The following is a 10,496-nucleotide window of genomic DNA, read 5'->3' as shown; positions in this document are numbered from 1 at the left end:
CCTGCTCCTGCCGGAGACGGGCGCGCGCGCCTTTCATATGCGCGTTGAACTCGCGCAACGTGAGCGACCAGAAATGCGCCGGATCGAGGCCGGCCGAGACATAGGCCGCCAGCAGATCGAAGATCCGGAGCGGCCCGCGGTCCTCTACTTTCCCGGCTGGCCCTCGATCTCGTCAGGCTTCGGCGCGGCGGCGGTGAAAAGACGCTCGAGGATCCCCGGATCTTCCGACAGGATATCCCCGGCCAGAAACTTCCCCGCGTCTTCGTGGTGCCGCTCGAGGCAACACGAAACCATCTTGATCATATCGCGCACGAGCGCCTTGTGCTCCTCGACCTTCTCTGCCCAATCCAGCGCCGCCATGCCGGTTTGGTCCTCGAAAGAGGCCATCGCGTTGAGATCCATCCGGAGCGTATAAGTCTCGCCCTCGACCTTGATCTTGACCTCGCCCTTGAAACCCTTCGCCATCAGACCGCCGCCAGGAGCGTCGGGAGCCCGGTCGGGCGAACCGTGACCGTCGCGGTCATCTTGCCGTTGGTCAGATCGCCCGGCTCATAGGACAGAAAGAAGCCCGGAAACTGCATCCGGACACCGTTCGGAGCCGTGATCTGGTAGTTGCCACCGGCCGCGATGAACTCCTCGAGGAGGCCATCGTCTGCGCTCGGCTTCCAGTTGATATCGAACTCAACCGGCGTGGCCTCCATCAGCGCCGGAATGAACTCTTTCATCATGTCCGGGCTTTGAAGGTGCGTCGCGTCCTCCTCATCGCGCGTAAACCCCGCAGGCTTGATCCGCGTCACTTCGGCTTTGTCGATGTAAGTCCCGGGCGTGCCGGGATCTTCGATCCCGAACTTCGCGCCGTAGCCGATATCTGCATCGCTCATAGCTCACCCTTTCCAGTTGGTGACAAGATCCACAGACGCCCGAAACGGGCGCTGTTCTTCATTGGTGCCGCCGGCCTGATCAAGCCGGCGGCCGTCTTCGAAAATTCCCCTGAAACCGCCCCCGGCGTAGCCGTGCAGCAAGCCGGTCACTGCACGCCGCAGCCTGATCGCCTCGCCCGGCGTCACCCCCCAAGCGTCCACCTGCACCCGGCAGACCTCGAGGCCATCGCCGCCCGCAAGTGTCGCGCCTTCGCCACCGCCTACCAGGTGCAACACCAGGGCGGGCAGGGCGCCACCCTGCGGCCGCTCGACCCAATGCACGCCGCCGATCGCAAGCGCGGTCACCGCGGCAGATCCCATCAGGACCGTGCGCAATTCCTCTTCCATGTCAGCCCCTCGCCGCCTTGGCCGCGCGCGCCTGCGCGCGCGAAACCGATTTCGAGATCTCGGCCCAAAGCTCAGTTTTGAGCCGATCGAGCATCGCCTCTTGATCACTGTCCCAGGCTGGCCGGGCGAACGGTCGCGGGGCATTGTGCAGCGAACCGAACTCCTCGAGGTGTGCTTGCGGCAACGGGCCGGCACCGACGAAGAGCTCAACCGAGGCCTTGTCATCCCGCACCGTCTTGCGATGCAGGCGCCGCTGCCGCGGCGACAGCTTGCCGGACACCGCGATACTGTCCCTCAGCTCGCCATCACCCACGGGCGCCCCGGCGCGCATCTTTTCCGCAAGCGGTTGCGCAGCCTTCGTCAGGCCGCGCCGCAGCGCGCCCTTGCCGGCGGCCTTGCTCAGCTTCTCGAGCTCGCGCTCGAGCTCCTTGAGGCCCGTTACCTTCATCGTCACGCTCATGATCGGTCAGTCCTGGCGACGGTCGAGAACTCAAGGAACTGCCGATCGTCGGTCAACTCGCGCTTGCCGGTGATCTCGTAATCAATGCCCCGGCAGGTCAGCCGATCTTTCGGCGTGATCGCCTCGGTTACCTCGTTTCGGCGGAACTGAAACCGCGCAGTGATCGAGGCGTTGACCTCGGCCGCCGTCCAGCGTTCGCCGTCGCTCGCGTCGATCTTGCGGGCGCGTTGCGGCGTCGCGTAATCCTCGAAGGTCCGTACCTCAGAGAACCCGTCATCCGTGACCGTGGCCCTGCGGAACTGCACAACCTCGATCATCTGCCCCGGTCGCGGCGCCGCCATCAGCTCAGATCCCGATAAGGCTTGAGCATGTCGCGCACGCCCTGCGAAACTTGAGCCTCGCGCTCGCGATACCAGGACGCGACCAGGAGCTTGACCGCCTGGCAACACGGCTCCGGCCATGCGCCCGGAAATTCCGTGTCGAGATCCCGGCGGATGTACGTCTGCACGAAATCCTCAGCCACGGCCCAAAGATCCGTGAGGAGATCGTCATCCGCCGAGAAATCGAGCGCCTGGCAATACCGCTTGATATCGGCAAGCGCGAGCTGGCTCACTTGTCAGCGCCTCCCGCCGTTTTCTTGGCCTTGTCAGCCGCTGCCTTGTCGGCCGCCTCCTTGTCAGCCGCTGCCTTGTCGGCCGCCACCTTGTCAGCCGCCGCCTTGTCGGCCGCCGCCTTGTCGGCCGCCGCCTTGTCGGCCGCCGCCTTGTCAGCCGCCGCCTTGTCAGCCGCTGCCTTGTCAGCCGCCGCCTTGTCAGCCGCCGCCTTGTCGGCCGCCGCCTTGTCGGCCGCCGCCTTGTCGGCCGATGCCTTGTCAGCCGCCGCCTTGTCGGCCGCCGCCTTGTCGGAATTGACCGCCGCCAGCGTCGCGGCTTCTTCGGCCTCCTGCGCCATGATCGCGGCGCGCTCGAGAACGGCCAGCGGGACGCGGCCGGGATCGGCTTCGCCGGCGGCCACCGCACGCGCGAGCATGTCGCGATCGGTCGCCTCAGCTTCGACCTGATCTTTCGTCACCTTGACCGCGAATTTCCGATTGATCAGCGTGCCGGCGACCTCCTTGTGATCCGGCTTGTTCGGATCGAAGAGATAAACAACGCCCATCTGCAGGCGGCCGAGCTTGGTCGTTTGTGTTCGCTTGAGTTTCAGGAGCATGGCTTGCCCTCCGTTTCAGAAAGGATCACGGGCGGCCGGAGCCGCCCGCGTCAGGATCGGGATCAGGATCAGGATCAGGATCAGGCGAAAGTGAAATCGCCGGTCACCAGGGCAGAGCCCCGCTTGACCGCCATCGCGAGACGCTTCACGCCGCGCATGGTTTTCATGCCCTCGACAAAGTTGGTCCCGTGTTCGCTCGAGATCAGGATCTCCGAGGCCTGGCGGTCGTAGATCGTCGCGGCCATCAGGAAGTTGCCGGCCATCCATTCGCCCGCCGAATGCGAGATCGTGGGCACCACGTCAGCGCCCCAAAGCATCGGCGTTTTCGACACATTGGGATCGCCGAAAACGTAGCGGCCGGTGGTATCCTTGAGGAGCTCGATCGCCGCCCAATCAATCGGGTTGAGCGTCAACCCCGTGGTGGCATAGCTTGCGAGAGCGAGCTGCAGCATACCGAGGCGCAGGCGGTCGATCCGCGTCACGTTCGGCAGGCCGGCCGCAGCCGAGAAGGCGGTTGCTTCCGTCACCAGGCCCGAAAGGTTCTGCCCCGTGCCATCGCCGGCCAGGATCTGCGCCTCTTCCTCGAGATCGAGGCCATAGCGCATTTCCGTGTCGATCGCCGCCTCGAGCTGGCCACTGTCTGCAAGCGCCTCATCCGAGATATTGGTGTGATGGGCAATCTTGCGCACGTTCGCCTCGGCTTGCGTCCAGCCATAGGCGCTTTCCGGCATCGTGCCGCCTTCGGCCACCATCGCCGCGGCATTGGTCCGCGTGGTCTGCTTGGCATACTTCACCACGTCGCTTTCCGTGGTGGCCTGCATCAGGAGCGCGCGGATCGGCAGGCGCTGCCGTGCCATGTTCGCCGGCGTCCGGTCCTGCGTATCCCAGATCAGACCGCCGCCGGAACCGGATGCCGTGGTGATCGCGTTTTTCGGCTTGAGCGCCAGACTGCCATTCAAGCCACCCGCCACCCAGGCCTTGAGCTCTTCGGATCCGGCGATCTCCTGACCCACGGTCTGCCCCGTCTCACCGCCCCCGCGCCCGCCGGCGGCAACCGTCTGCTCGAGATCGAGATTGCGCGTCTCGAGTGCCTCGAGCTTGCCCTCGAGCTTCATCAGCGCGCCCGAGAGCCCGTTGAACTCCATCAGCGCCTTGTCAGCCGTGTTCTTGGTTTCGGCCGTGAGATCGCCGTTGGCCTTCGCCTGCGCGAGCGCATCGTCTGCAACCTTGCGCACATCGTCGCCGACCCGGCCGAGCTCGGCCTTCACTTCCTGCATGAGTTTTTCGACGTTGCCGGCGGCGTCCATGCGCGGCGTGCCGATCACGAAGGCCGGAACGTTGATCGCCCCGGCCGAGGCCGCAGCAATGATTGCGGCCGCCGAAGCGGCCGATTTGGTCATCATCTTCATTTGGTTTTTCCTCAGATGGATTTCGCAAATTGCAGGAGCTGCATCAGCTCCTGTTCAACGCCGGCGGCGCCCGGCCGCTCGGATCCCGCGGCGCCCGGCCGCGGTTCTTCGGCAGCGCCAGGCGTGCCGGATTTCAGATCGCGCAGGATATCGCGCGAGGCCGCATTACTGAGGCCCGCGCGCCGCGCCAGGAGATCGAATTTCCGCTCGGCCCGAAGCGCGGCAGACGGTTCACCGCCGCCGGTCTCGAGCATGTCAGCGGGAAGGTAATCGTCCGCGAAACCCTGTTCGATCGCGGCCGTGCCGCCGATCCAGGTTTCGCGATCGAGCATCTCGCCGATCTTCTTTGCGTCATGGATCGAGCGCGCGGCATAGATCTCGGCCGCGGTCGCATCGAACGGCTCAAGCCAATCGGCAACCTCGCGCAGTGCGTGGCGATCGCCGGCGGCGAGGATCCAGACGTTATGGATCATCAGGAACCCGGCGCGCGCGATCCGCACATCATCGCCGGCCATCGCAATGACCGAGGCCGCCGAGGCGGCAATGCCGAGAATGTTGATCGTCACCGCCTGCTTATGCTCGCGCAGCAGGTTGTAAATCGCGAGGCCCTCGAAATAGTCGCCGCCCGGAGAATTGACGTTGACCGTCACCGGCCGTTCGCCGATCGAGCGCAGCGCGGCCGAGATCCGGCGGGCGGTCACACCGTCGCCCCACATATCCGCGCCGATCGGCTCGAGGATCGAGATCGTCGCCGGCTCATCCTCGGCCGCAGCGCGCACGTCCGGCGCCCATCGCTGCAGCGCCTTCGGAGAAATGTCACTCTGCACCCCAGGGCGCGAGGTTGCTTTTGCCTTCGGCAAGTCGCGGATCGTCATGTCTTGTCCTTTCCGAGAAGGTCGATCGGCGCGGTCGCGAGCTGCGCCCGCAGATCATCAGCCGCACCACCCCGGCGCGGCAGGTTGAGCTTGTCGCGGCTTTCGTCGCTCGACATGATCCCGCTTGCGGTCATCTTCGACAGGAAGTCGCCCTTGGCCCGGCTATCCATCTGCAGCATGGCCTCGCGGTTCCATTCCACGAACCACTTGCCGCGGCGCCCCGGCGGGATCAGATCTTTTGTGATCCGCGTCTCAAACCGGCGCAGGAGCGGGTTGATACCCATCCGAAGCCAAGCGAGCATGATCGCTTCGACACCGCTCCCCCACATCGTTTGACCATCGCCCGCGTGCCCGATCACGATCGGAGGCGTGCCGAACCATCGGCAAACGTCCTCAACAGAAAAGCGCCGTGTATCGAGGAGCTGCGCATCCTCCGGATTGAAGGACAAAGCATCGAACTTCAGCCCGCTTTCCAGGGTCAGCGTTTTGCCGGCCTTACTGCTTCCGACGAAGGCGGAAAGCATCTCCTGCAGTTGCAGGCGCTGTTCCGGATCGAGCTCTTGATCAGACGAAAGCACCCCGGCCGGCATCATCCCGTTTGCGAAAACCTTTGCCGCGGTCATGTTCGCCGCGAGCGCCGCGCCGAGCGAATGCGTCCCGTACTTGATCGCCGACATGCCGAGCCCGTCGCCACCGCCGAAACCCCGAACGTGAAATACTTTCTCCGGCGGCAAAACGCGCCGCGTGCCGTCCTCGTAAAAGTGATAGTCGAAACGCCCATCGCCGCGCCGCTTCGGCGTGACGTTGAAGATCGGCCGGAGCCCGACAAAACGCGGCCCGATCATGAGACGTTCGGCATAGGCATTCCCGCGCAAGAGAAGATGCGCGGCCGATGCCTCCCAATATTCCATTCCGGTCTGACCCGCGTTCGGGCTTGCCGTCAGGATCTCGGCGATATCCGGCTCGATCTTCTGACGCGATCCGTTCGCCTGGCGCTCATATACCGCAAGCGGAATAGACCCGATCATTTCGGAATTGCCTTTGACGCAGGCCCAACCGGCCGAGAGCGTCAGTGCAGAATTGACCGTCACGCTTTGGCCCGCGTCGCTCGTGTATCCGGCCCCGTTCCAGGGACCGACAGTCGAGACCACTTGCCAGCCGCTTTCACCGGCCGCGAGCTCTGCCCGCACGCCGCGCACCGCGGCTTTCATGTAGCGCAGGACCATCAGTAAACCCCGACCGGCGAGGCCAGCATGCCGGAAAGGCTCCGGCGCTTCGATGCCGCCGGGTTGAGGCTCATCAGATAGACCGCATTGAATGTCGACATGAGCGGATCAATCTTGCCCGCGCCAGAAACCGCCTTGGTCACAATCACCGCATTTCCCCTCGGTTCCGTTTTTGCGTTGCCCACGCACCAGGACATGAGCGGTTGCCCCCCATGCACCAGGGAGCCGTCGAAGAGCTTTCGCTCGGTTCCCTTGATCGCGCCGTTCAGCTTGTAGCCCTGTGACACGCTGGCCAGCGCGTCGGACGGGATCCCGGCCAGCTCGAGCCCGTCCACGATCGCCGCCACGCCCTCGGGATCGAGCCCGACCCCGCCACGCTCCGGCAAGAGCCCCGCGTCATGCACCCGCTTGACCAGGGCGAGCAGCTCCTCGAGATCCTGCGTCGGCGTCTTGCAGATCGTGAGCGCATCCTCGCGCTCGAGATCCCGCAGCTTTTCCGCGATCGCCTTGCGCCGCGTGAGCGCGACCTCGTGCACCCAGGCCGAGCACCACAGAAGCCAGCGCTTCGTCACCCGGTCCCGGCCGAGGATCGCGAGGCCGAGAAGGTCATCCATCCCGCCACCGTCAATCCCGATCGTGCAGACTTCCGAGCGGGCGAGCAGCGCCTCGAGATCGAGTGTCGGATCGACGGCCTCGATCCAATGGCTCGCGCCGATCCAGCCGCCCTTGTGGTGGCCGAGCCCGATCTGGATATTCAGATGCTGCGACGCCCACCGCGCCAGTTCATCCTCGCTCGTGTCGACCGCCTTGTGATACTCCGGCACCAGGCGCTCGATCGTGATCGAGGCGCCGAGGTTCGGAAGGACCGCCGGCCAGAGCCGCGGGTTTCGCCAGGGCTGTTTCTTGTCGGCCTGCAGCGCTTCCGGAAACTCGTAGAGCACCGGCAGCATGCGAACATGTTCCGTTATGTCGCCGTCCCGCACCGCCCGCGCATATTCGAGCTCCGACTTGAACACCCCCTGCGGCGGGATTTCCGATTGCGTCGTGATGATCACCAGGAGCGATTGCGCGTTGGTGATCATGCCCCCGCGGATCTGCCCGATAACCCGCGTGGCGAAATGCTTCTCGGCCATCACGTGCAGCTCGTCCAGGATGGCGAACGCCGGGATCCCGCCGGTCGTCACCTTCGGATCGAATGACGCCACCTTGCACCTGGAGTTCATCGGCCGGCCGGTTTCCGGATCCGGGTATATGTCGACGATCGTCTTCTTGTGCTCGACCACCCGGAACCGTTTCGACAGCCACGGATCCGCCTCGATCATGCCCTGCATCTGTCCGAAACAGGTATCCGCCACTTCCTGCGTCGGCCCGACCACAATGCCCTTGATGTTCGGCGTCGTGTTCATCTGCAACGCGATCAGACCGATGCAGGCGGCCAGCGTCGTTTTCGTGTTCTTCTTCGGCACAAGGCAGAAGATCTCTCCGACCCGCCGCGCGCCGTCCGGCCCGATCGAGCCGAAGGCCGCCCGAACGATATCGCGCGCCCATTCCTCGGCAACGTCCCGCATGAGCGGCTGACCAGGAATATCCGGAACGACAAGCTTGTCGAAAAGCTCGACCGCGATCTCGGAAAGGTCCGGATCGAGATCGAGCGCCGGGATCGGCGTGGCACCCCGTTGAAGCTTTTCCCACCAATCCGGGCAAGCTGCCCAGGAAAGATCACTCACTGTTGCCGACCCTTGGCATGGATACGGTCGTAAAGATCCCCGTACCCGGCCGCCGGATCGGCAGCATCAGCCAGCCGCTGCGCCTTCTTGCCGATCGGCGGCCCCTTGCCCTCAGCATCTTCATTGCCCCGGCCCTTACTCGGCGGCGGCGGCGCCGCAACGCGATCGAGGCGATCGGCGAGAGCCCGCACACTCGGCGTGTGACCTTCTCGCACCTTCTGCAAAAGCACGTCCAGGCAAAGCCCTTCCATCATCAGCGCGCCGCCCGAAAGCTCCCGGGAAAAATGTTTTCGAAGCGTCTTCACATCGCACCCGAGCGCATCCGCGATCGCGTCCTGCGACCACCCCGCGGCCGCACGAACGGCCACAAAGTCTTGATTTCGCTTATCTTTTTTGTATGACGGGCGGCCGCGTCGATCGCGTAGCGGCTCGATCAGGTTGCCGAAGAGGTCAAACCCGCCCGCCGAGCCCTGATTTTCGTCAGACATGGGAAAAAAAATCTCCGAGTGAGGGGGCGCTGGTAAGGATCCCGCGGCTTTTCTGACTTTTGACCCACCCCCTCCCGGCGGTCATCGGTCAGACGCGCGCGCGCTCCTGCTTCTGTTTTTCGCTATCGTGCCAAGCCTTCGCCACGGCCTGCAGGTTTTCGGGATCCCAAAAGAGCACCGGATCGCCCTTGTGCTCGACAATATGGTCGATCACCGGAGCGTCGGGATCGTCACGCTTTCCGATCAGAGGAACGCCCGTCTGGCGGCAGGTATGACCATCGCGCTTGAGGATCTGGCGCCGGAGCTTGTGCCACCGCGTTGAGGAGTACCAAGCGCGCCACGGCTTCACCTTGTACCGCTCACGATCTTGCGCCCTCGTGTCGCCGCTGGCGGCGCCGAGCTTCGGTTGCGCGGCTGCGATGCGCGGCGGCATTGTCTTGAGCCGGCCCATCAGGACACCCGGCACCGCACGAACCACCGCAACGGCAGACCCACGCGCAGGCAGAGCCAGGCGAGGAGGAGACCAGCGAGGCCGAGCCGCTTCACCCAGGAAAGCAGGCCGGCAGATATCCGGATCTCGCATTTGCCCACCGTCTCCATGCTCTGACCTTTCCTTGAGATTGTTGCCGGCCGCGGGAACACCCGAACCGCGGCCGGCGCAGCGCCATCGCGTCGCGGCCCCCGCAAGCCGGTCGCAATGTTCCGCTGTAAGTAATTTGCTATGAGCGGCTTGCATTAAGTGTCAATAGGCAATGCACACGAAATCATGCAATGCCCGCATCACGACGCAGCAGATCGAGGAGCTCGAGGAACGCGACGGCCAGCGCCTTGCGCTGCTTACCGTGCGCCGACCACCCACTCGCACGCAGGATCGCGCCCATATCCAAGCCATCGACGCAGACCGCGCAAAGCAGATCAAAAGCCTTGATATCCTGCGCCTTGCCGTTCCGGCGCTGGACCTTGAACGCGATCCGCTCGGCACCGCGCACAACCCGCCCGGCCCGGTGATCGAACTCCCATCCGTTCACCACATCACGCGCCCGGTTGAACCGTGCCGCGTGCTTGACCTTTGTCGTCGCCCCGCCGTCAGATATCGCGCCCTTAGTGCAACTGCCGGCAAGATCCGCCCCGGCGATCGCGCCGATCTTCTCAACCGTCGCCGCAAACTTGAGCGCCTCGATCCGCCGCGGATCCGCCGGACCGAGCGCCGCCAGGACGGGCGGGAGAGATGCCCGTGCCGTTTGATATCCGATCGGCGTCTGACGCTTGAAAATCCATTCGCCATCGTCGCACCACCCGACAGCATCCTCGATCGTGACAAGATCCCGCCGCGGCTGACCCAGGCCGGCCGGAGATCGCGCGCCGTGACCTCGATCGAGACCTTGCCGCCGCTCTGCCGCGGCCGAGAGAAAAGCCATGTTCAACCGCTCGACCGCTGATCTGGCCCGCGCCTGATAGGTTCCGTTGAGATTATGCATTATTTCGCCAGTCCTACATTTAGACACCTTTAGTCTACCTCAAACAATATCTTGAAAATCTACGGGAGTAGTGAAGCATCAACGGGAGTAGTACGGGAGTAGTACGGGAGTAGCGGATATAGCCCAAGCACCTGAAAACAAATGAATAAAACGTGTTTACGGGAGTAGCGGGAGTAATATCGCCGCGTTACACATAAACCCGCATCCGCAACCCTCCTCCCCTCCACGCGTTATAGGGAGAACCCCGAAAACTACTCCCGCTACTCCCGTAAAACACCTATCGAATTGAAATCGAACGAAAATCTGCGGGAGTAGCGTCATTTCGCTAGTCCCGCGCAGCGGGATTAACGGGAGTA

Annotated in this window: 14 protein-coding genes; all 14 read right to left on the bottom strand. The window is 64.0% G+C overall.

The window, feature by feature from the left end:
* Nucleotides 1–144: 144 nt before the first annotated feature.
* Nucleotides 145–465 carry a GTA-gp10 family protein gene (locus D4754_RS07200; RefSeq protein WP_121062208.1) on the bottom strand — a complete coding sequence of 107 codons (321 nt, stop codon included), beginning with the start codon at nucleotides 463–465 and terminating at the stop codon, nucleotides 145–147.
* On the bottom strand, nucleotides 465–881 hold the full coding sequence (locus tag D4754_RS07195; protein ID WP_121062207.1) for a phage tail tube protein: 417 nt from the start codon (nucleotides 879–881) through the stop codon (nucleotides 465–467). The genes D4754_RS07200 and D4754_RS07195 overlap by 1 nt, the downstream gene beginning before the upstream one ends.
* 3 nt (nucleotides 882–884) lie before the next feature.
* Nucleotides 885–1,268: a tail completion protein gp17 gene (gene gp17, locus D4754_RS07190; protein WP_121062206.1), complete on the bottom strand. Its 384-nt coding sequence runs from the start codon at nucleotides 1,266–1,268 to the stop codon at nucleotides 885–887.
* Nucleotide 1,269: 1 nt separating this feature from the next.
* A complete protein-coding gene (locus D4754_RS07185) occupies nucleotides 1,270–1,728 on the bottom strand; it encodes an HK97-gp10 family putative phage morphogenesis protein (RefSeq protein ID WP_121062205.1) in 459 nt (152 codons plus the stop codon).
* A complete protein-coding gene (locus D4754_RS07180) occupies nucleotides 1,725–2,069 on the bottom strand; it encodes a phage head completion protein (RefSeq protein ID WP_240453784.1) in 345 nt (114 codons plus the stop codon). The genes D4754_RS07185 and D4754_RS07180 overlap by 4 nt, the downstream gene beginning before the upstream one ends.
* Nucleotides 2,069–2,341, bottom strand: a complete 273-nt coding sequence (locus D4754_RS07175; RefSeq protein WP_121062204.1) for a head-tail connector protein — start codon at nucleotides 2,339–2,341, stop codon at nucleotides 2,069–2,071. The genes D4754_RS07180 and D4754_RS07175 overlap by 1 nt, the downstream gene beginning before the upstream one ends.
* Nucleotides 2,338–2,937 carry a hypothetical protein gene (locus tag D4754_RS24550; protein ID WP_276208619.1) on the bottom strand — a complete coding sequence of 200 codons (600 nt, stop codon included), beginning with the start codon at nucleotides 2,935–2,937 and terminating at the stop codon, nucleotides 2,338–2,340. The genes D4754_RS07175 and D4754_RS24550 overlap by 4 nt, the downstream gene beginning before the upstream one ends.
* Nucleotides 2,938–3,017: 80 nt before the next feature.
* On the bottom strand, nucleotides 3,018–4,262 hold the full coding sequence (locus D4754_RS07160) for a phage major capsid protein (RefSeq protein WP_240453783.1): 1,245 nt from the start codon (nucleotides 4,260–4,262) through the stop codon (nucleotides 3,018–3,020).
* Between the two features lie 95 nt (nucleotides 4,263–4,357).
* Nucleotides 4,358–5,221 (bottom strand): head maturation protease, ClpP-related, encoded by an 864-nt coding sequence (locus D4754_RS07155; RefSeq protein ID WP_121062202.1) that lies wholly within the window; start codon nucleotides 5,219–5,221, stop codon nucleotides 4,358–4,360.
* Nucleotides 5,218–6,447, bottom strand: a complete 1,230-nt coding sequence (locus D4754_RS07150; RefSeq protein WP_121062201.1) for a phage portal protein — start codon at nucleotides 6,445–6,447, stop codon at nucleotides 5,218–5,220. Before D4754_RS07150 ends, D4754_RS07155 begins: the two co-directional genes overlap by 4 nt.
* The gene (locus D4754_RS07145; protein ID WP_121062200.1) at nucleotides 6,447–8,174 is read right to left on the bottom strand and encodes a terminase large subunit; all 1,728 of its coding nucleotides are present in this window, start codon (nucleotides 8,172–8,174) and stop codon (nucleotides 6,447–6,449) included. Before D4754_RS07145 ends, D4754_RS07150 begins: the two co-directional genes overlap by 1 nt.
* A complete protein-coding gene (locus D4754_RS07140) occupies nucleotides 8,171–8,662 on the bottom strand; it encodes a hypothetical protein (protein ID WP_121062199.1) in 492 nt (163 codons plus the stop codon). Before D4754_RS07140 ends, D4754_RS07145 begins: the two co-directional genes overlap by 4 nt.
* 88 nt (nucleotides 8,663–8,750) lie before the next feature.
* On the bottom strand, nucleotides 8,751–9,113 hold the full coding sequence (locus D4754_RS07135; protein WP_121062198.1) for an HNH endonuclease: 363 nt from the start codon (nucleotides 9,111–9,113) through the stop codon (nucleotides 8,751–8,753).
* 313 nt (nucleotides 9,114–9,426) lie between these two features.
* Complete coding sequence (locus D4754_RS07130) at nucleotides 9,427–10,140, bottom strand: hypothetical protein (protein WP_121062197.1); 714 nt, start codon at nucleotides 10,138–10,140, stop codon at nucleotides 9,427–9,429.
* Nucleotides 10,141–10,496: the final 356 nt, after the last annotated feature.

Origin of the sequence: Chachezhania antarctica (assembly GCF_003646465.1) — a bacterium.
GTDB lineage: Bacteria > Pseudomonadota > Alphaproteobacteria > Rhodobacterales > Rhodobacteraceae > Chachezhania > Chachezhania antarctica.
The sequence above is the reverse complement of the archived record's forward strand: the minus strand, read 5'-3'. Positions and strand labels throughout refer to the sequence as shown.